This window comes from Peptoniphilus ovalis (assembly GCF_018919265.1).
GTDB lineage: Bacteria > Bacillota > Clostridia > Tissierellales > Peptoniphilaceae > Peptoniphilus_A > Peptoniphilus_A ovalis.
In genome coordinates, this window is the sequence record NZ_JAHLQO010000005.1 from 222,557 (window position 1) to 244,018 (window position 21,462).

15 protein-coding genes, 1 pseudogene and 1 riboswitch are annotated in these 21,462 nt (G+C 33.6%); of the genes and pseudogenes, 5 read left to right on the top strand and 11 right to left on the bottom strand.

The window, feature by feature from the left end; genetic code table 11:
• The first annotated feature begins 1 nt into the window (after position 1).
• Positions 2–1,393, top strand: coding sequence for a beta-Ala-His dipeptidase (gene pepD, locus KQI68_RS08615; RefSeq protein WP_216549728.1), 1,392 nt, complete (start codon positions 2–4; stop codon positions 1,391–1,393).
• Positions 1,394–2,256: 863 nt separating this feature from the next.
• Here the strand turns inward: pepD and KQI68_RS08620 are convergent.
• The 5 genes from KQI68_RS08620 to KQI68_RS08640 all read right to left on the bottom strand — a co-directional run bounded on the left by KQI68_RS08620 (position 2,257) and on the right by KQI68_RS08640 (position 8,399).
• The gene (locus KQI68_RS08620) at positions 2,257–3,159 is read right to left on the bottom strand and encodes a histidine racemase CntK family protein (protein ID WP_216549729.1); all 903 of its coding nucleotides are present in this window, start codon (positions 3,157–3,159) and stop codon (positions 2,257–2,259) included.
• Positions 3,160–3,279: 120 nt separating this feature from the next.
• The gene (locus KQI68_RS08625) at positions 3,280–4,287 is read right to left on the bottom strand and encodes a polysaccharide deacetylase family protein (protein ID WP_216549730.1); all 1,008 of its coding nucleotides are present in this window, start codon (positions 4,285–4,287) and stop codon (positions 3,280–3,282) included.
• Positions 4,288–5,179: 892 nt separating this feature from the next.
• A complete protein-coding gene (locus KQI68_RS08630; RefSeq protein WP_216549731.1) occupies positions 5,180–7,171 on the bottom strand; it encodes a YcdB/YcdC domain-containing protein in 1,992 nt (663 codons plus the stop codon).
• A 65-nt stretch (positions 7,172–7,236) separates the two neighbouring features.
• Positions 7,237–7,446, bottom strand: a complete 210-nt coding sequence (locus KQI68_RS08635; protein WP_216549732.1) for a DUF1858 domain-containing protein — start codon at positions 7,444–7,446, stop codon at positions 7,237–7,239.
• A 41-nt stretch (positions 7,447–7,487) separates the two neighbouring features.
• A complete protein-coding gene (locus KQI68_RS08640) occupies positions 7,488–8,399 on the bottom strand; it encodes a copper amine oxidase N-terminal domain-containing protein (RefSeq protein ID WP_216549733.1) in 912 nt (303 codons plus the stop codon).
• A gap of 95 nt (positions 8,400–8,494) precedes the next feature.
• On the opposite strand from KQI68_RS08640, the gene KQI68_RS08645 reads away from it, so the two are divergent.
• From KQI68_RS08645 to KQI68_RS08660, 4 genes and pseudogenes are all read left to right on the top strand, one after another.
• Complete coding sequence (locus KQI68_RS08645) at positions 8,495–9,448, top strand: AEC family transporter (protein ID WP_216549734.1); 954 nt, start codon at positions 8,495–8,497, stop codon at positions 9,446–9,448.
• A gap of 40 nt (positions 9,449–9,488) precedes the next feature.
• Positions 9,489–9,581: riboswitch (SAM riboswitch) on the top strand.
• Between the two features lie 76 nt (positions 9,582–9,657).
• Positions 9,658–10,827, top strand: a complete 1,170-nt coding sequence (gene metK / locus KQI68_RS08650) for a methionine adenosyltransferase (protein WP_216549735.1) — start codon at positions 9,658–9,660, stop codon at positions 10,825–10,827.
• A gap of 592 nt (positions 10,828–11,419) precedes the next feature.
• Positions 11,420–12,343 (top strand): glutaminase A, encoded by a 924-nt coding sequence (glsA, locus tag KQI68_RS08655; RefSeq protein ID WP_216549736.1) that lies wholly within the window; start codon positions 11,420–11,422, stop codon positions 12,341–12,343.
• Positions 12,344–12,354: 11 nt separating this feature from the next.
• Positions 12,355–13,767, top strand: a pseudogene (locus tag KQI68_RS08660) (alanine/glycine:cation symporter family protein).
• Positions 13,768–14,342: 575 nt separating this feature from the next.
• Here KQI68_RS08660 and KQI68_RS08665 read toward each other — a convergent pair.
• The 6 genes from KQI68_RS08665 to KQI68_RS08690 form a co-directional block, all read right to left on the bottom strand.
• Positions 14,343–14,816, bottom strand: coding sequence for a peptidoglycan recognition protein family protein (locus KQI68_RS08665; RefSeq protein ID WP_216549737.1), 474 nt, complete (start codon positions 14,814–14,816; stop codon positions 14,343–14,345).
• An 881-nt stretch (positions 14,817–15,697) separates the two neighbouring features.
• The gene (locus tag KQI68_RS08670; RefSeq protein WP_246541283.1) at positions 15,698–16,267 is read right to left on the bottom strand and encodes a sigma-70 family RNA polymerase sigma factor; all 570 of its coding nucleotides are present in this window, start codon (positions 16,265–16,267) and stop codon (positions 15,698–15,700) included.
• Between the two features lie 130 nt (positions 16,268–16,397).
• A complete protein-coding gene (locus KQI68_RS08675; RefSeq protein WP_216549738.1) occupies positions 16,398–16,547 on the bottom strand; it encodes a hypothetical protein in 150 nt (49 codons plus the stop codon).
• A gap of 113 nt (positions 16,548–16,660) precedes the next feature.
• The gene (locus tag KQI68_RS08680; RefSeq protein ID WP_216549739.1) at positions 16,661–19,369 is read right to left on the bottom strand and encodes an S-layer homology domain-containing protein; all 2,709 of its coding nucleotides are present in this window, start codon (positions 19,367–19,369) and stop codon (positions 16,661–16,663) included.
• Between the two features lie 692 nt (positions 19,370–20,061).
• Positions 20,062–20,256: a hypothetical protein gene (locus tag KQI68_RS08685; RefSeq protein ID WP_216549740.1), complete on the bottom strand. Its 195-nt coding sequence runs from the start codon at positions 20,254–20,256 to the stop codon at positions 20,062–20,064.
• 614 nt (positions 20,257–20,870) lie between these two features.
• Positions 20,871–21,437: a transposase gene (locus KQI68_RS08690; protein ID WP_216549741.1), complete on the bottom strand. Its 567-nt coding sequence runs from the start codon at positions 21,435–21,437 to the stop codon at positions 20,871–20,873.
• Between the last annotated feature and the right edge of the window lie 25 nt (positions 21,438–21,462).

Sequence of the window (21,462 nt, forward strand, 5' to 3'; positions counted from 1 at the left end):
TATGAATTTAAAACCACAAAAAGTATTTGAATATTTTGAAGCTATTTCACAAATTCCAAGAGAATCAGGAAATGAAAAGGCAGTTTCTGACTTCTTAAAAAAACTTGGAGAAGAAAAGGGATATAAAGTTGTTCAAGACGAAGTAAATAATATTATTATGGATGTCCCTGCAACTAAGGGATGTGAAGATAAAAAGACAGTAATCTTACAAGGACATATGGACATGGTTTGTGAAAAAGGTAAAGATTCTGATCACGACTTTTCAAAAGATCCAATTGAATTAATTGTAGATGGAGATAATCTCCACGCAAATGACACAACTCTTGGAGCAGACAATGGAATTGGTGTTGCAATGGCACTTGCACTTGCAGAAGAAGAACATGGACCACTTAAAGTTATTGTAACAGTTTCAGAAGAAACAACAATGCTTGGAGCAAAAGAATTAGATGCAAAACACCTTGAAGGCGATTATTTAATAAACATCGACTCCGAAGAAGAAGGCGTGCTTACAGTATCATCAGCTGGCGGAAAATTACTACTTGCAAAATTTAAAACAGATAGAGAAGACTACTCAGGAGAAATCTTTGAAGTAAATCTTCACGGACTTCTTGGCGGTCACTCTGGAATGGAAATCGCAAACAACAAGGGCAATATGATTAAAGTAATTGCAGAAATGCTTGATAAAATTTCCGGAGCAAGACTTTCAAAAATCGACTGTGGAACAAAACAAAATGCAATTCCAAGAGAAGGAAAAATTTTTGTAGTTTGTGAAGAAGGCAAATTAATCTCCTCAATTGATTATGTAAAAGATGAATTTAAAGATGTAGAAGGCGACCTTCAAATCGAATACAAAAAGGCAAACACAGAAGAAAAAGTAATGACTGAAGAAAATACAAAGAAATTTGTAGAATTTTTACTTGAACTTCCAACAGGACCTAACACATTCTTAAACGAAAAAGAAAAAGTTTTAGAATCATCTTCAAACCTTGCAATAGTAAAAGACAATGGCGAAGATATAGAAGTTAGCGTATCACTAAGATATGCAAGCTCTTCACTTGAAGAAGAATTTGGAAATAAATATATTGAAATAACAGATAAATTCGGTGCTGACTCAGAATGGCAACATTCTTATCCAGAATGGGAATTCAAAAAAGAATCTCAATTTAGAGAAATAGTTAAAAAACTATACAATGAAATTGCAGGTCATGAAATGAAAGAAGAATTTACTCACGGCGGACTTGAATGTGGCGTGTTCTACAAGAAAAATCCTAACCTTGATATAATATCAATAGGACCAGACACTTGGGGTGCACATACACAAAAAGAAACACTTTCAATCCCATCAACACAAAGAGTTTATGAACATTTAGTAGAAGTTTTAAAAAGTATATAATATGTAGATTTAGCAGACTGACAATAAGTTAGTCTGCTTTTTTATGAGACTTCACTTGTTTCGAGACTACTGCATCCCCTGGGACTGTCCCCTTTCCTACATTAGAAAAATTGACTTCTGGGGCAGTCCCGTGTGTAATAGTTTTTTAAATCATGGATATTAAAATATTTATAAAAATATAAGCTTAGTCTTGCTTGGGACTGCTGTGTGCCCTGTGGGTATCCCCTCCCCCTTCATTACCAAAACTGACTTCTGAGACAGTCCCAAACTACCAACACCTTTTTCGAGACTGTCCCTCCCCTGCATTAGCAATAATTTTCCCTAATTTTGGGACTACTGCGTGTACTTTGGGTATTCTGTGTGTATTTATTATTTTGGGACTGCTGCGTGCCCTGGGACTGCTGCGTGCCCTGGGGGTATCCCGTATTTTATAATTTTTTTGAATTCATGGATATAAAATATCCATTAAATTATAAGCTTGGTCATGCTTGGGACTGCTGTGTGCCCTGTGGGTATCCTAGGACTGCCGCGTGCCCTGTATTGTGTAGAGGGCTGTCCCTTCTTATTAATTAAATATCTTGTCGTTATTAAATCTTAATGAAAATTAAGTTTTACTAATTTTATAAGGGGCTGTCCTCATCAATTTAAAAAACTGGGACAGTCCCAAACTAGGACTGCTGTGTGCCCTGGGACTGTCCCGTGTGTAATAATTTTTTTAATCATGGATATTAAAATACTTATAAAAATATAAGCTTGGTCATGCTTGGGACTGTCCCTACTCTGCATTAGAAAAACTCACCTCTGGAACATCTCCAAAATTAAAAAAAGTGCTGGTATAACCAACACTTCTTCTTTATTCTAAATTATTCTTCAGTTTCTGTTTCTTCGGATTCTTCTTTTTCGTGAGCTTCTCTTTCTCTCACTTCTTCTTTGTGATGTTCGATTACTTCATTGATTATATCTTGTGGCACATCGATTTGAATCTTTTCTACTTCTGAAAGTTCAACTTTTCCGCCCACGCAATATTTCAATCCATCTTCAAATTCATAAGTGAATACTTCAAGTTCTCCGCCAGGTTGTTTAACTACTTCTTTGTAATCTTCTCCAAGCTCTTTAATATCGTCATGTAGATAATACATTATTGCAGCTGTTGCTGATCCACAAGAACCTTCTCTAACTAAAGTTTCTGTTCCTTCTACATAAATATGTGGAATAATTTCCATTTTATCTCTATCAAAGAAAACTACGCCATAGGCATCGTCCTTGTAGTCTTTTTTAAGAACTTCTAAAGCTTTTTCTACAAGCTTTTCATCTTCTTTTTCTTCAAAAATTAAGTGGCTAATTCCTGGAAGTACTACAAGTGTGCCCTTCTTTCCATCAACTTCAATTTCTTTTTTAGAAATAGCTGGCTCAATTGCTACATAAGCTGTGCTTTCTTTAACATTAGCAATTACATCAGTTGTTCCTTCCTTACCACTTACATAAACTTCGATATCCACTGGTCCGTCAGTTTCATAAAAAGTTGCAGAATAAAGTCCATAAGCTCTAGTTGCATTTGCACAAAATTCTCCGCCCATCATATCCATTCTAAGTGGAGCACCTTCATATGCTGGAGAGATAAAACCAACTTGTTCAACGCTGCTGTCGATTTGCTCTCTAATGCAATCAGTGTATGGCTTTCTATATCCAGGATATAGTGGATTTAGTACGAATCCTGTTATGTTTCCACCTGGGTTTGCTCTAAAATAATTAAAACTCTTCTTCATAATCATCCTCTTATCTTTAAAAATTTATTTTTACTTAATAATTTTCTCTATATTAAAGTGTACCCAAGTTTTGTATTTTAATTCAAAATCTTGGACAAAAAAATAGGAAGGCAATCCCTCCTATCTCAATACTCCAAATTCATAATCTCTATCTCTAAAATACTTTATAACTTCAGGAAGTGAATCTGCTGTGAGTTGTTTGTTTTCAGCATCGTGAAGTAACACAACTGCAATCTTTGTGTTTTTGTTTTTATTCAAAGATTTATCTACATATTCAACGTAACCAGCTGTAGTCGTAGGTCTTACAGATTTTTTCTCTGCATCTCCTACAAGAGAGTTCCAGTCAATCCAGTGAATACCTCTCTCTTCAAGATATGCATTTGACTCAGCTGTGTTTTTCCAAGACATTTCTCCCCCTGGGTATCTAAAGACATTGGAGTTAAAATCTTCTCCAAGATATTTTTTTAGCCTTGCATTAGTTTTTTCGATTTCTCCATAAACTCTAGCTGAATTTACAACTCTGCCTGGATATAAATACTCATAGTCGTGAGTAAAGGAGTGAGTTGCAATAGAATTTCCATTTTTCAAAATTTCTCTAAGAATATAGCTATCTTTTTCAGAAATATTTTTTCCAACAAGGAAAAATGTTGCATGTACATTGTTGTCCTTTAATACTTTTAAAACTTGTGGTGAAATTTTTGTATTTGGTCCATCATCAAAAGTTAAAAATACTAATTTTTTATTTCCCTCATAATTATTATGTCTAGTTAATTCTCTAATTTCCTTCGCATCATAGGCATACTTTGAGGCCTTTTTTAAATGATTTGATCCCTTTACTATAAATTCTTTCTCAATATCTTTAATTGGCTTTAAAGTAATATTTGAAATATACTCAGGAGAATAATAGAGTTTTGCTGGAATTTCATCTGAAATAGAATTTGTATAATACCACATAAGTGCTGGTGAAACTCCATCATTATCCGATTTATTTAAAGAAGAAACTATTTTACTAATTATAATCACTACAATTAGTGCAAGAAGTGATAAAGAAATAATCTGTCTGCGTCTCTTTCTCTTTCTTGCAATCATTCTTCGTCTATTTTTTTGTCTAATCTCTCTTTCAGTCATAACTTGCCTCCCTATTAAATATACATCAGAGAGGTAAAAGTTTCAATTGCAAAAAATGGATTCGGGGACTGCTATAGATTCGGGGACAGTCCCAAACTGCTGCTTCTTTTCTCGCTACACCTTAGCAGGCTGCCCTTTAATGGTAGCGAGACGAGTGTCGAAGACACGAGATTAGCGGTTTTCACAATGAAAGCGACTGAAGGGAGCTTGAGTTGATGAAAAACCTTATCCAGGGAGCGAATAAAATGCGACTGGATAAGGAGCATTTTAGAGCGAGTCGGGAATGATAGTACATCGAGTGTGAACACGAGATTTACGTTCGTTACAACGAAATCGACTGAAGGGAAGATTGAGTTGTAAAGAATCTTATGCACAGTGAGGGCTGTCTGCTTCTTTTGCTGTTTCTTTTCTTGCTACACCTTAGCAGGCTGCCCTTTAATGGTAGCAAATTTTAATTTGCGTTCTTCACGCCGATAATGAGCGTAGCGAAATTAGAGGCGATGAAGAACCTTATGCACAGCGAGGGCTGTCTGCTTCTTTTGAAGTTTTTTTAGTTGTACGGACAGCCCTGAAGGGCAGCCCGTTTTGATTCCAGGGCACGCAGCAGTCCAAAAAATCTCCCAACCTCTTCCACCACAACCGTCGCAGGCTTCGGACAGCCCTGAAGGGCAGCCCGTTTTGATTCCAGGGCACGCAGCAGTCCAAAAAATCTCCCAACCTCTTCCACCACAACCGTCGCAGGCTTCTAGTTTTGCTTCTTTTTACGAGGTCATACCTATTAAGCTTTCTTTTTTAAAAATGGGGACAGTCCCCTTTCAACTCGGTCAGGGACAGTCCCCATTTTCTACTTAACTTGAAAATAAACTTTAAAATTTAATCTTATTTAATTAAATCAATAAATCGTATTATATATAAGATACAACGCATCTTCCACAGTTATCTCACTATTAGGATTTATATTCTCATCAACATATCCAAATCCATGTGCCACTATATAATATTTCTCATAATCTCCAAGAGATTTTTGATTTTTAAATATATCATCTTTAAATATATTTTTAGCCTTTGTAAATTTTTCAAGTGAGTTATCAATTACAAGTAACTTCACTGCATCTTTTTCAGTTATATTTTTAGCCTTTAAATTTTCAATATCTATCTTGTAATTACTTTTAATAAATTTGTAATTTAAATCTCTAACTCCAAGTAATGTGAAGAAATCGCCATAATTTATTTTGTCAGAGAGATTTTTGCCAATTAGACCAATATTCATCTCTTTAAGTTTATTGATTTTACCTTTGTCACGAGCCTTATCTAAATCTTCATACTTAATTTGTTCCTTGAAATTAATTATATTTCCATTGGAATCTCTTAAGATTTTATCGCCCTTAATTAGTGGATTGATTCCATTGATGCTTCCGTAGAAAAGTTTTGGACCATCTTTTGTCATTTGATATTTAAGCACAAACTCATTAGAATTTAAATAAATTTCATTAGCTTTTTCTTTTGTTAAGCTAATATCTTTTGCAGTGGAAAAATCAACTTTTGTAAATCTTCTATCAAATCCTACAACCTTCTTGTCACCATTAATAGTTACTGTTATTCCCTCGCCAATAACCGGAAGATTATTCACATATCTAGGAAAGATTACTTCAAAGGTCTTATCATATTTTGTAACAACTGGCTTTTCAAAATTAACTTCGTCTTTAATAGAATATTTTTCTACAAAATCTCTAGCAATCTTAACTACATCTTTTTCATCAAAGTTTACTTTTTTGCCTTCGTCTTGTGAATTTAGGTGAAGACTAACTAATTTTAAAGTCCTTGCATTAACTGTGATATTTCCATAGCCTTCGCCTTTTTTAAGTTCAGTGCTGTAGAAATAATCATCTTTATCTGAATAAAGATTAATATTTGCTATTTCATAGCCGCCAGCAATTTCTTTTATAATCTTTTCTGCTTTTTTCTTGCTCTTTAAATCCTTTAAATCTTTAATCTTTTTAAGTTCAACTTCAGTTAAATTTGTAGGAGCTGCACTATCAGCAGATTTTGCATATTCAACTGCTTGGAAATCACTTGTGTTTCTAATTACTTTTCCAGTTGCTGCATCAATATTTAAAACTTCAGAATAATAAACTTTTTCAGCTTTTCCATCTCTTACTCTATAAGAAAGAGTTAATGGGAATTTTTCTAAAAATATTTTCTTTGCAGCTTCTAAATCAATCTTTGCATCATTTTTGAATTGCGAATCATCGATATTTACTGGATAATATCCATAATTTGAAAGCTTAACAATAGACCTAAATTCATCCACACTTGGCGAATATGAAATATTTACAGTTTTATCAAAAGATGGAATGTCATTAATATATCTTCTGTAAACAAAGTCATAACTTCCATCATTTTTATCTACTTCATAATTTTCTAGCTTATATTTCTTGTCGAAATCTTTAATAACTTTTGGCAAAAACTCTTTGATTTTCTTTTCTACATCTTCAAAGCTTGCCTTAGCTTCCTTCTTCTCTTCATCATTACTCCACTTATTATATGAAATAAAATTTCCATCGGAGTCATAGTTTATGTCAATGCCACCAATTTTTTCATCCATCCATCTGTATTGAGTGACATATTTATCTTTAGTGAGATTTTTTAAAAATTCAGATTCATAAGAATTTCCATAGCCTTCAGTTAAAATATTAAATTCTTCATATTTTTCAGTTATGTTAAAAAGTTTTTTAATTTCTTCAACCTTGCTCTTAGCTTTTTCGTCCCTATCTTCTGAAACTTCTGTATTTGATGAATTTTCCATTGTCATTTTCTTTGCTGCAAACACTGGGTTTAGAAGTAAAATTAAACTCATTCCTAGAATTAATTTTTTATTTTTCATGATATCCTCCAATATAAAATAAAATATGTATAAAAAAAGAAGTGGCTCGCACCACTTCTTATATATTAAGCCTCAGCTTCTTCTTTATCGTCCTTATTAAGTGCTGCTAGAATTATATTTGGATCTATTCCATGAACCATTGCGGCTTCTTCTAGAGTTTCCATTTGTGAGGAAGGACACATTATACATCCCATTCCAAAACTCATAAGAGTACCTATTGATTCAGGCTTTTTTGAAAGGATTTCTCCTATTAACATATCTCTTTTAATTTCCATCTTAAACACCTCCCTTATATCTATACCCATAAAGTAAAAATTTATTTATAAACAAAAGTTGAATAAACTATAAATCCATCATCGGATTTTGTGCCAAGTGAAATTTCAAAATCTCCCGTTGGATCAAATCCCTTTGATTTTAAAGTTTTTGCAACTTCAAATTTATCATTGTATCTAAATACATCTTCCTTATTGCCCTGTCTAATTCTTATAAAAGGAGTGTATTTAAAAGTACCTGAAAACTTAGCTTGAATTGGGTGAACCATTACAACATTGTCTTCTTTGATATAATAACTTTCAGCAGAAACTCTACCTTCGTTGCTTGTAAGAATTAAACCTGACTCAATATTTTTAAAGAAATCTGTAATATCAAGCTCTCCCTTTTTCACAATATCTTGCTCAGCTTCATAAGAACCTGCAGCATATCCAATGACATCAAGTTTAACAAGATTATTTACAAGAGGTCTTGGAGTTAAATTTCTAGTAGTTTCAATAACTACATTACCTTCCTCTTTATCAAACTCAACTAAAAAACCTATTACTCTACCAAGTTCTCTCAATTTAAAATAATTGTAACCATCAATAGAATAAGCATTAAATGAAACCTTTTGCCCATCTACAAAAACATTTTGTGGTGAATTTATAGGATTAGATTCAGTATCTTTAAGAGACTTTAAATCATCGGATATTCTATTATAATCACTTTTTCTGCTTATGTGAATAGTATTAGTTCCTTCGTGATATTTAACATCAAAGCCTTCATCAGTTCCTTCAAGTAAGGCTGCAATGTCTCTTAATTTAAAATAATTATTGTCTTTAATATTGTAGCCCTTGACATTAGTAGTCTTTCCATCTAAAACTACATTTTGGTTAGAAACTTTTGTAGCAGCAAATACATTTGAACTTAAAAATAAAGCAAAAGCCGACACACCAATTACAAATAATTTTTTCATAACTCCTCCTTAAATTAGTATATCTCTATTGTATTTCAAAAGTATGCCCTCGACAAGTGCTATTTTTTAATCTATAATTTAATTGGGGTGATAAGATGGGCAATTTATTTATGGGGTTTAATATAGTCTTTCCCATATTTTTTATATTAGGCTTAGGATTATTTGCAAAACAAAAAGGCTATATAGACGAGAATTTTATTGACAAAGGAACTTGGCTAGTATTTTATATAGCACTTCCATTTAAATTATTCTATGACATTAAAAACGCTAAAATCGAGTCCCTTCATTTAAATTATGTAATTTATATTTTAGTAGGAATCTTATTACTTATATTTATTTCTATATTAATAGGAAAAATAATTGGCATAAGAGATAACAAAAAATTGTCAGCCTTTGCACATTGTGCATATCGTTCAAACTTCGTATACGTCGGCTTTCCAATACTAGATATAATCTATGGAGGAAATGTATCGCTTGAACATATAATAGTAGTAGTTGCTTTTGGACTTACACTTTACAATGTGGCGGCAATTGTGCTTTTAACATATTATAGCGAGTCTGAAAATAAACACATTTCAGTAAAAGATATATTAGTAAAAATAATTAAAAATCCAATGATAGTTGGAATTTTTGCAGGAGCAATATTTAATTTCTTACATATTCCTATGTACTCAGGAATTGATAAATCCGTTGAAATGATTTCAAGAATATCAACACCACTTTCACTAATATTAATTGGAGCAAGCCTTAACTTTGAAAGTGCAAAAAATGATTTAGGCATAATATTTACATCTGCATTTATAAAAACAGTACTTGCACCACTAATTTTAATACCAATTGGAGTTATCCTTGGCTTTACAAATATGGAGCTTGGCATCGCCTATGTATTTTGGGCAACACCATGTGCCGTTAACTGTTTTATATTTACAAGACAGATGAATTCAGACCATGTGCTTGCATCAAAAATTATAACAGTGAGCTTTATAATGAGTATCTTGACTTATCCCGTTGGCATAAGTTTAATGAATCACTTTAATCTATTGTATTAGACAAAGACTTGTGATATAATCATTTAAAATTAAAAACTATACCTTATTAAGAGCGGTGGAGTGAATAGGCACTGTGAAGCCCAGCAACCTTTTGAAGGTGCTAAATCCTACAGATTAATCTGAAAGATGAGGTTTTTATACCCTCACTTTTTGTGAGGCTTTTTTTATGGGATAATTTTTAATTAATATAAAATTTATAGGAGGCAAAAATGAAAAAATGGCAATTTAGTTCAGAGTCTGTAACAGAAGGCCATCCAGACAAAGTTTGCGACCAAATTTCAGATGCAATTCTAGATGCAATCCTTGCAGAAGACAAGGGAGCAAGAGTTGCATGCGAAACTATGGCATCAACTGGAATGATTGTAATAACTGGAGAAATTTCTACAGAAACTTATGTAGACTTTGAAAAAATAGCAAGAGATGTATTAAAAGATATTGGATACGACAGAGCAAAGTACGGATTCGATGGAACAACTTGTGCAGTATTATCAGCAATAAAAGAACAATCAAAAGATATAGCAATGGGTGTTGATAGATTTAAAGAAGAAGGAGTAGATGAACTAGATTCCTTTGGAGCTGGAGACCAAGGAATTATGTTTGGATATGCTTGCAACGAAACAAAAGAGTTAATGCCACTACCAATCTCCCTTGCACACAAACTTTCTAGAAAACTTACAGAAGTTAGAAAAAACGGAACACTTGACTATTTAAGACCTGATGGAAAAACTCAAGTAACTGTAGAATACGAAGAAGAAAAACCTGTAAGACTTAAAAATGTTGTAGTATCAACTCAACACGCACCAGAAATTTCAATTGAACAAATTAGAGAAGACATTAAAAGAGAAGTAATTGAAACAGTAGTGCCAGAAAATTTACTAGATGACGAAACAGAATACTTCATCAATCCAACAGGCAGATTTGTCCTTGGTGGACCAATGGCTGATGCTGGACTTACTGGTAGAAAAATTATTGTAGACACTTACGGTGGATACTCAAGACATGGCGGCGGTGCATTCTCTGGTAAAGATCCAACAAAGGTTGATAGATCAGGAGCATATTACGCAAGATATGTTGCAAAAAATATAGTAGCAGCAGGACTTGCTGATAAAGTAGAAATTGGACTTGCCTATGCAATTGGAGTAGCAAGACCAACATCAGTTTATGTAAACACATTTGGCACTGGAAAATTATCTCACGAAAAGATTGAAGAAATAATTATGGAAAACTTCGACATGAGACCAGCTGCAATAATTAAAAATCTAGATCTATTGAGACCAATATATAGACAAACAGCAGCATATGGACATTTTGGAAGAGAAGATTTAGACCTACCTTGGGAAAAGACAAATAAAGTTGAAGATTTGAAGAAATATTTATAATTTTGTTGTAGCAGACTGCCTAAGGGCAATCTGCTTTTTTGTTTTTTTCTTGCTACACCTTAGCAGCCTGTCCTTTAGGACTGTCTGCTTCTTTTCTACGCTTTCTCTCTTGTACGGACAGCCCTGAAAGAAAGGGGCTGTCCTCTTATACTATTCTTTAGCGAACTGCTGCGTGCCATAGAGGGCTGTCCCTTGCAATTAAAAAATTAACATCATTTTTTGGTAAACATAATTAATATGAATAATTCAAAAAAAGAAAGGGGCTGTCCTCATATGCTGCTTTTGATGCTTTCCCTGCTTTATGGGACTGCTGCGTACTTTGTATTTGCGGGGACTGCCGCGTGCCCTATGGGTATCCCAAACTCCATAAACTTAATTCTTTTACAGATTATTATCATCCTAATTTGTTTTTATTTTTATTAGTTACGGGACAGTCCCAAAAATCCCCCAACTTCTTCGACTGCAGCCCTCTTCCCAATATAATCCAAAAAGCCACCCAAACTCAAATAAAAAATAAATTGACAATAAAATAACCATGCTGTAATCTATAAATTAGGAAAACAATTACATTTACAGAAAGAAGGTGAGTACAATGATTTATTCAGAAGAAGTTTTGCAAAAAACTTTAAATCTTGGCAAAAAATATTTGCACGAAGGTGCCGTTGCAGATTATATTCCTGAACTTGCAAAGGTAGATGCAAATAAAATTGCCATTTCTGTTATCGAAAATGACGAGCTTCACTCAGTCGGCGACTCCAAAGTAAAATTTTCAATCCAATCAGTTGTAAAAGTCATACTTTATTCAATTGCAATGGATAATTACAGTGTCGATGAACTTAAAAAATACGTTGGAGTAAAACCTTCCGCAAAAGCATTTAACAGCGTCATAGAATTAGAGCTTTCAGACAAAAGCATCCCAGTCAATCCCTTCATAAATGCAGGCGCAATAGTAATAGTTGCAATTTTATATAATATTTATAAAGGCGAAACTTTTGACATTATTCTTAAAAAAGCGCGAGCATTTCTAGGTGATGATGTTGACTACAGTAGAGAAATTGCAGAGTCAGAGAAAGAATCTTCTTTCACAAACAGAACTTTAATTTATTTAATGCTTTCAAGAGGAATAATACCTAACGATATACAAGTAGAAGAAGTGCTAGATACATATTTTAAAGCTTGTTCCATACTTGTAAACACAGAAAATCTTGCTCATATGTCCTACGTGCTTTCAAACAATGGCAAAAACCTAAAGGGCGAGGAAATAATTACAGAAAGAGAATCAAGAATATTAAGATCACTTATGGCGACTTGCGGAACTTATGACTATTCAGGCGATTTTGCAATTAGAGTAGGACTTCCTGCAAAATCAGGAGTTGGCGGCGGCATAGTAACTGCATCTAATAAAAATACTGGACTTGCAGTATATTCACCAAGGCTCGACAGCCACGGGAATTCATACTGTGGAGTTAGAATGTTGGAATTCTTATCCAAAGAATTAAATTTATATATTTACTAAGAGGTGAAATCATGGCAATATTTGAAAAAATGCTATCTGCAGTAAATGGAGTACTCTACTACCCTATTCTAATAATAGTATTAATAGCATGTGGACTTTATTTTACAATCAGAACAAAATTTATCCAAATAAGATTTTTAGGAGAATCATTTAGAGTAATCACAGAAAAACCAGAAGGCAAAGACGACGTATCATCTTTCCAAGCACTTATGGTATCAACAGCATCAAGAGTAGGTACAGGAAATATCGTCGGAGTTGCAAATGCAATTTGCTTAGGAGGACCTGGAGCAGTATTTTGGATGTGGCTTATCGCACTTATAGGCGGCGCATCAGCATTTATTGAATCCACACTTGCACAAATTTATAAAAAGCGTGGAGATGACGGAGTAAGCTACGGAGGACCATCATATTATATCGAAAACGGACTTGGCTCAAGAGCAGTTGGAGTAATATTTGCAATAGCACTTATCGCTACATATGCAGTTGGATTTAATATGCTTGCATCCTTTAACTTCCAAGATTCATTTAAAGTTTACAGCTTTTACACACCAAAACAAACACCATACATCATAGGAGCAATACTTGCATTAATCTCAGGATATTGTATCCTAGGTGGCGGCAAGAGAATTATAAAATTCACATCACTACTTGTACCATTTATGGGAATAATCTTCGTAGTTATGGCAATAATAATGATAGTTATAAATATAGAAAATGTGCCATCAATGTTTGCACTAATATTTGAAGACGCTTTTAACTTCAAGGCTATCTTTGGTGGAATTGCAGGATCAGCAATGGTAGAAGGAATTAAAAGAGGACTTTACTCAAACGAAGCTGGTATGGGTTCAGCACCAAATGCAGCAGCATCAGCATCAGTATCTCACCCAGTAAAACAAGGTTTAGTTCAAATGATATCAGTATTCCTTGATACATTAGTAATCTGTTCAGCAACAGCATTTATGTCACTTGCATCTGGCATCACTCCAACAGAAGAACTTGCAGGAGCACCATTTGTACAAGCATCATTATCTACAGTATTTGGACATTATGGAAATATATTTATCACAGTTGCACTTGCACTATTTGCATTTACAACACTACTTGGAAATTTATATTACTGCGATTCATGTCTTACTTATCTAAACAAAAAAGTCCCATAAAAGGGATTTATGATTATTTATAGAATTATTGCAGCAATATTAATATTTGTCGGAGCGACAATGGAGATGGATGTAGCTTGGAATATTGCAGATTTATTAATGGGAATCATGTGTTTAATTAACATACCTTCAATCTTTATCCTTGGCAAATATGCACTAAGAGCATTAGACGATTACAAGAGACAAAAAGATAGAGGCGAAAACCCAGTATTTAAAGCTGAAAGCATTGGAATAGATGCAACTAAGTTAGATTATTGGAAATAAGAAGTTTATAGAAAATATCGATACGGATTGTCCTTGGGGACTTTCCGTTTTTTTAATTTGTGGGGATTGATGTCTGCTTCTTTTGCCGCTTCTTTTCTTTCTATGCCTTAGCAGGCTTCTTTTTAATGATAGTAAATCGAGTGTGAACACGAGATTTACGTTCTTTACAACGAAATCAACTGAAAGGAAGATTGAGTTGAAAAGAATCTTATGCACAGCGAGGGCTGTCTGCTTATTTTTCACGCTTTCTTTCTTATACGGACAGCCCTGAAGGGCAGCCCGTTTTGCTTCTTTTTGTTGCCTGCTTCTTCTGGGACTGCCGCGTGCCCTATGGGTATCCCTTCCTATTAATTTAAATGTCTTGTCATTTTTAAATCTTCATGAAAATTAAGTTTTAAAATTTTATAAGGGGCTGTCCTCGTCCGGCAACTAATCGATGACTTCCCCATCAATTACATAAAATTCTGGGACAGTCCCAAAAATCAACAACATCCCCAAAAATCCCCCAACCACCCATCTCCAAAAAGAGCAAAAAAATAAAGGCTCTAAGCCTTACTAAAATATGTACAATAGTATTAAATACTACTTTTAAATTCCCACCACTTCTGCCAATTGTTTGCACTCATTGATCCTGGGCAAATCTTTCTCGATGCATCGTAATGTCTCACAACTCTACCCAGTGGAATGTTATAAAACTTCATAAGCTCCCTAATCAACACTCTCGCATTTTCAAGAGCCACTTCATAATCAGAATCAGGATTGATACAAATCTCAACTCCAATGGAATTATTGTTATAAATTCCAAATCTGCCGCGACCATCTCCACAGTGCCAAGCAGACCTACTTGTCTCAACAGTTTCCACAACATGCTTATCATCGACAAAGTAATGTGCCGAAGCATTTCGATTGCCACCATTAAAATACTTGTAATGATTCATTGCTCCTGCACCTTTATTTCTGTTGCCAGTATCATGAACAACGATATAAATTGGTTTCGCTCCTCTTCTACTAGAGTGATTGTAACGAATAAGTTTTTTCTCGATTTTCATTATTTCCTCCTTTTATAATCCTTCCAATGGGGACACAGTCCCCACGACTGCAACCCTCGCAGGCTCCCTTTTAATGGTAGCAAATTTTCCTAGAGGCTGCTGCGTGCCCTAGAGGGCTGTCCCTTCTTATTAATTTAATGTCTTGTCATTATTAAATCTTAATGAAAATTAAGTTTTACTAATTTTATAAGGGGCTGTCCTCATCAATTACAAAAACTGGGACAGCTGTGTGCCCTGTGGGTATCCCAAACTCCATAAACTTAATTCTTTCATAAATTATTATCATCCTAATATATTTTTATTAGTTCCGGGACAGTCCCAATCCCCTCAACTTCTTCGACTGCAACCCTCGCAGGCTACTCTTAAATGGTAGCAAATTTTAATTTGCGTTCTTCACTCCTATAATGAAGCCTAGCGAAATTATAGAAGATGAAGAACCAACGACACAGCGAAGGATATCTGCTTCTTTAGATTTTTTAAATCTAAGGGCAGCCCGTTTTGCTTATTTTTGTCGCCTGCTTCTTTTTCATGTTTTCTTTCTTATACGGACAGCCCTGAAGGGCAGCCCGTTTTAGCTTTGGTATCCCCATTAACTACTACATTAGCAGTCCTAGTATGCTATGTTTTAGGTGCTTTCCCTGCCCCGTTGTTTTTTCAGTCAGAGGACAGCCCCTTTTTTCCTCTTCATATTTCTATTTTATTAGTTCATTATGACTTTAATGTTTTTTTATCGACAACAAGGGACAGCCCTCTAATCTCTTATCCCCTTAACTTCTTCTTCCCCACCATCGGGGACGGTCCCCTTGCAAACCTGACAGGGATACCCACAGGGCACGCAGCAGTCCCCCATCAGAAAATTCACAACCCACCCAACCACCACATCACAACTTCCCGGCGATGTACTTTCTCAAATTCTCGATGGCATTTCTCTTCAGATTGACCACAGTCCACTTGGAAATCCTAAGGTAATCTGCAATCTCGCTAAGACCAAGCCTTTCATAAAAATATAAAACAACCACCTCCTTCTGCCTTGGAGTCAAAGCGTCAAGAGCATCCTTTAAAACCTCAAGCTTCTCCCCTTCTAAAAACTCCATCTCAATATCTTCATCTGAAGCCAAAGTATCAAAGACACTTAAATCATCATCTCCCTTCTCATCACTCACATGAGTATCAAAATTTTTGAGATATTTATATGTATTGAGATAATGGTACATCAAATAGGACTTCACATATTTTAAGAAAGACCTTTTGTTGTCAAAATTCTCAATACAGAAAAGAACCATTGCCACACCATCTGAATATAAATCTTCAAACTCATTAAAAATAGGGCAATACTTCTTAATAGATGAGCGAATAAGAGGATCAAGCATCTCGACGAGCTGCGCCTTGGCACGATTCTCGCCAATGAGTGCTAACTTTAAAATTTTGTCAAAATCTTCGTAATTATTCAAATTAATGTCCTCCTTACATAAATTATAAGGATATTATAAAACATTTGTTTTGATAAGTCAATATGATAAGAATAATTTTTCAAACTTTTGTTTATTTTGGTGAAAAATAAAAACTCATATAGAGTTTAGATTAGGTAAGTGAATATTTTTGAAAATAAAAAATAAATTTATCTAATAATATCATTCTGTAATCTTTTAAAATTAGCATTCTGTAATCTTTTAAAATTAGCATTCTGTAATCCTTTAAAATTAGCATTCTGTGATCCTTTAAAATTAGCATTCTGTGATCTTACTATTAATAGATTTTTATGATCTTAACTTATAAAAATATGTAAAAAGAAAAACCCAGGGATTTTTCCTTGGGTTTTCTTTATTTTAATTAGATAAGTCTAATTAAGCTTCTCCTTGAATTTTAACAGTAACTAAGATATTCTTAGATGCTGTATGTTTAGCTGTTTTGTGTTCAAGAGTAACTTTAATACCAGCTTTTCTATTGCCATTAAATACTATTTTTTGTTCAGGTTGAACTTCTGTAGTGTAAACTTCAAATTTAGTAGTATCTACAAGAGCTTTTACAGCATCATTAATAGCTTTGTTAATTTTTTCTGGGTGATCTAAAGTTTCTTGATTAGCAATTGTTACTGTAAGAGTATCAGTAACTTTATTTAGTTCAGCTAAAGTTTGTTTTTGTGGAGTATTTTTTTCTGCTAATTGAATTCTTTGTTCGAAAGCATTAATTGCATCTTCGTACTTAGTATATTCAATTTGACCCCATTCAGTTTCTTCAATAACACCAAATGCAGCCTTTAATCCTTTAATTTCTAATAAAAGATCTTTTGCTTCTCTGATATTATTATCATTAATAATTCTGAAGTCTTTGTCAGCTTTAATAGCTTTTTCAACTAAAAGTTCTACATTTGTTTTAGCTTTTGTATAAACAATGTTAGTTCCAGTTGTGTTGTCTTTAAAGTTTGTAGCGTATTGATTATCTCTAAATACTCTATCAGAAACTTTAAAGTCAACTTTTCTTTCTGGATAAGCAACTGAGAAAGCTTTTAGTGCTTTAGCGTCTTCATTAGATACGCTGTAAGTTTCAATTCTACTAGCATCTTTACTATTAAATACGTTGTAATCAACTCTAATAGTTACAGTTGGGTTAGCAGTATCGATTCCTTGAACAGAAATAATTTTACCAACTCTTTGAGCTTTATCAACTGAAGGGATTATTCCATAGATTGATCCCTTAAGATCTTGATTGCCAAGAAGTGAAATAACTTCAGCTTGGTTTTTGTGATCTTTATTAACTGAGAATTGAATAGAAGTACCAGCTTCTAATTTACCATATTGTTTTTCTGAGAAGATATCAGCATCTCTTGCATCAAGAACAGATCTTTCACCATTCTTGTCTTCGATGTATACTAATTTATCTTTAACTTCTGTAATCTTAACAATTGGATATTTGTCTGTATCAGAGTGGTCAATTACAGTTGTGTAGATTGAGCCAGTTCTTACATCATCAAGTTCGATAACATCAAGTAAATCACCATATTCTAATGGGAATCTAGAAGTATCATATACGTTATTTCTATCTACTAGAGTTCCATCAGTTCTTTCAAGTGTTGTTCTGAAGTTAGAAGAAGAAGAGTTAACTACTCTAAATAATTCTCCCTTAAATGTTTTGTTAACAAGGTTAAATACAACTACATTTGCAGTGTGTCTAGCACTTGTATCAAAATCAATTGCTCCGTAGTTTTTGTTAATATTAGTTGAATCAAATCCTGCATATACATCAAAGATAGGATATCCTGCTCTGTAGTTTTGGAATCCAACAAGTGAAAGTGCTTCATTAATATTAGCAACTTTCTTCATAATGTTGTTAGCTGGGTTAGCTACATAGATTTCAGTCTTATCAGTAACTTTAAGAGCTAAGTCATGTCTATCATTTTTAACATCTTTTACATTGTTAAATGTAATAGTGTCAACTTTAGTGTTGTTGCTCTTGAATTGTACAGTAACAAAAGCATGACCATTTTTAACTAATTTTTCTTTAGTAACATCATCGTTAGATTTAATCTTTGAATTAGCTACTGCATAGTTAGTTGTTTCAACAGTATTGTCAGAAACACCTCTCCAGATAGTATTATCTGCTTTTGCAGTTGCTGGATTGTTTCCTCTAGCTAATTCAGCTGGGTTACCAAGTTCGATAATATGAGTTACTTCATTCTTATCGTTTACTAGAACTCTTACTAAAGATCCTAGGTAGTAATCTCTAACTTCTTTATCAATTCCTCTTAATTGTCTAATTTGAGTTCTTGATCCATTTTCTCCTGTAACAAATACAGTGTCATTTGTTACTTTGTATTCAGCTTTGCTATCTTGGTTAAGTTGGATAACATCTTTAGTTAGGTTAGAAAGGATTCCTCTTGTTTCATTTGAAGGAACTCTCTTGAATTCTTTCATTGTGTAAAGAGCGTTATAAAGCATTGTGAAAGTATCTGCTCTGTTAGCTGCCTTGTTGTAGTCAGTTACAGTAACGTCAGCAAAGATTCCTAGTTCGTTAGCCCAGTTGATCCAGTCTCTGTACCATACAGCATTGTTTGCTTGTTCAACTGTTAGGTCCTTTTTAGCAAGAACAACTAACATTTTTGCAAGTTCTGCATAAGTTACGTCATTTTCTGCTTTGAAAGTATCATCTGGATAACCATTAAGCATTTTTACGTCGTTAACTTTAGATGAACGAGTTGTACCAGCAACGATATATCCGTTTGCCCAGTGATCTGCTTTAAGATCTTTGTAAACTCCGCCTACTCCTTGTAAATTTTTAGCGGCTTCTTCTTCACCGTTAGCAATTACAAGAACTTTTGTGATTTCAGATCTCTTAACATTGCTTTCAAGGTTAAGATTTCCTTTTTCATCGCCTTCAACTATTTTTAAATCTTTAACGTATTGGATTTTATTATCTTTTCCAACTACTTTTTCGATTTTTTCAACTTTAGCTTCATCTTTTTTAGCTTCAGTTGTTTTAGCTTCGGCGAAGACACTTGTGAATGTTCCTAGTACCATTACTAGTGCTAGTACTAGAGAAAGAATTTTCTTGTTCATTTGTCTTTCGACCTCCTTAAAAATTTTGTAGATTCTACAAAAGTCTCAAACTTTTGTCGCCGATTATGAACAGATCGGCTAAGAGGTCGACAAATAAATATCGCCTTTCGTTTAATATTTAATTGTCATGTTCCTCTTTGTTTATATTATACACTAAGTTTACCCTTTGTAAAATTACATTTATATTACATAAATTTTTCGCTTTGTAATTTATTGAAATATTGTTGTAATATTTCTTTTTGTGTTTTACTTTGGGTCCCTTGTGATAATATGGGATTTTTCCCGTAGCTATGATTATAACAAAAAGGTTACAATTTAGCAAATATGTTTTATTGATGTGGTATTTACTGGGTTTTAGGATGATTATAACTACGACTCTCTTTGCGGCTACGGGGGCTGTCCCTTGCTTTTATTTTTCAACGTCTTCTTGCTGTTGAGTTATTAGAATTAAGTTTCATCCTTATGAATGGGCTGCCGTGTGCCCTATGGGTATCCCCTTTCTTTAAAACTTTCTTTGGTTCGAGGACAGCCCCTTTTTTTATCTTCTTGTTTCTTTTTTATTTGTTCATTTTAATTCTAATGTTTTTTTATCGACAACAAGGGACAGCCCTCTTAGATTAAGACTTATCTTTCCATTTTCTACCATATTTAGGGGGCTGTCATTTAGGGGGCTGTCCCTTGCTTTTATTTTTTCAACTTCTTCTTGCTGTTGAGTTATTAGAATTAAGTTTCATCCTTATGAAAGGCCTGCCGTGTGCCCTATGGGTATCCCCTTCCTTAAAACTTTCTTTTGGGGGCTGTCCTTTGCTATTATTTTGTTTCTCTCTCTTGAGTTTTTCTTTATAAGAACTATTTTTTTTAATTTTAAAAGGGCTGTCCCCTACCATTTGTCTTTCTTTGGTTCGAGGACAGCCCCTTTTTTTCTCTTCTTGTTTCTATTTTATTAGTTCATTTTAATTTTAAATTTATTTTATTGACAAAAAGGGACAGCCCTCTTAGATTAAGACTTGTCTTTCCATTTTCTACCATTTTTAGGGGGCTGTCCCTTGCTTTTATTTTTTCTATGTCTTCTTGCTGTTGAGTTATTAGAATTAAGTTTCATCTTTATGAAGGGGCTGTCCCAATCCTTATTTTGTTTCGCTAAGCGAGGACAGCCCCTTTTTTTATCTTCTTATTTCTTTTTTATTAACTCATATTAATTTTAAATTTATTTTATTGACAACAAGGGACAGCCCTCTTAGATTAAGACTTGTCTTTCCATTTTCTACCATTTTTAGGGGGCTGTCCCTTGCTTTTATTTTTTCTATGTCTTCTTGCTGTTGAGTTATTAGAATTAAGTTTCATCTTTATGAAGGGGCTGTCCCAATCCTTATTTTGTTTCGCTAAGCGAGGACAGCCCCTTTTTTTATCTTCTTGTTTCTTTTTTATTAACTCATATTAATTTTAAATTTATTTTATTGACAACAAGGGACAGCCCTCTTAGATTTAACTACTCTCGTATTTATAAATAAATATCTTTTCCACTATATTTATATGGCATATCTAAGAATTTCATATATTCCTCTCTTGCCTTTTCTCTATTTTCGTCAAATATATAAAGCAAATAATCTGAATCGCATACTTCATCTTTATCTGCCAAGTAATTTTTGTGTGATGTATATTTATTTACATATTTAATTCCCAATCCTGCTTCTATTGGATTTCTATGTATATATTTTATAAGATCAAGCAAATATATATCATCTTTACAAGGCTTTGATTTAAATCTAGATTGAAATACTCTTCCAACATGATTATATTTCTTATTGTAGTATTGAGTGTAGGATTGTTGTATTATTTGCATAGCTTTACTGAGTTTATCATTTTCAATTTTTAACAATATATGAAGGTGATTGTCCATTATTGCATATGCATATATTTGAAATCCCAATCTTTTCTTCGATTGGATTATTAGTTTTATGTATTTTTCTTTGTCGTCATCATCTTTAAATATTATTTCTTTATTATTTCCTCTTGCATAAATATGATAAACTCCAGTTTCTGAATATTGTCTTGGTTTAAATGCCATATTTTCCCTCCTAACTATATGTAAT

Bases quoted from the DNA above. Each gene is read 5' to 3' on its own strand.
- pepD (WP_216549728.1), top strand. From the start codon at position 2: ATGAATTTAAAACCACAAAAAGTATTTGAATATTTTGAAGCTATTTCA.
- KQI68_RS08620 (WP_216549729.1), bottom strand. From the start codon at position 3,159: ATGAAGAAGAGTTTTAATTATTTTAGAGCAAACCCAGGTGGAAACATA.
- KQI68_RS08625 (WP_216549730.1), bottom strand. From the start codon at position 4,287: ATGACTGAAAGAGAGATTAGACAAAAAAATAGACGAAGAATGATTGCA.
- KQI68_RS08630 (WP_216549731.1), bottom strand. From the start codon at position 7,171: ATGAAAAATAAAAAATTAATTCTAGGAATGAGTTTAATTTTACTTCTA.
- KQI68_RS08635 (WP_216549732.1), bottom strand. From the start codon at position 7,446: ATGGAAATTAAAAGAGATATGTTAATAGGAGAAATCCTTTCAAAAAAG.
- KQI68_RS08640 (WP_216549733.1), bottom strand. From the start codon at position 8,399: ATGAAAAAATTATTTGTAATTGGTGTGTCGGCTTTTGCTTTATTTTTA.
- KQI68_RS08645 (WP_216549734.1), top strand. From the start codon at position 8,495: ATGGGCAATTTATTTATGGGGTTTAATATAGTCTTTCCCATATTTTTT.
- metK (WP_216549735.1), top strand. From the start codon at position 9,658: ATGAAAAAATGGCAATTTAGTTCAGAGTCTGTAACAGAAGGCCATCCA.
- glsA (WP_216549736.1), top strand. From the start codon at position 11,420: ATGATTTATTCAGAAGAAGTTTTGCAAAAAACTTTAAATCTTGGCAAA.
- KQI68_RS08665 (WP_216549737.1), bottom strand. From the start codon at position 14,816: ATGAAAATCGAGAAAAAACTTATTCGTTACAATCACTCTAGTAGAAGA.
- KQI68_RS08675 (WP_216549738.1), bottom strand. From the start codon at position 16,547: ATGCTAATTTTAAAGGATCACAGAATGCTAATTTTAAAGGATTACAGA.
- KQI68_RS08680 (WP_216549739.1), bottom strand. From the start codon at position 19,369: ATGAACAAGAAAATTCTTTCTCTAGTACTAGCACTAGTAATGGTACTA.
- KQI68_RS08685 (WP_216549740.1), bottom strand. From the start codon at position 20,256: ATGGTAGGGGACAGCCCTTTTAAAATTAAAAAAAATAGTTCTTATAAA.
- KQI68_RS08690 (WP_216549741.1), bottom strand. From the start codon at position 21,437: ATGGCATTTAAACCAAGACAATATTCAGAAACTGGAGTTTATCATATT.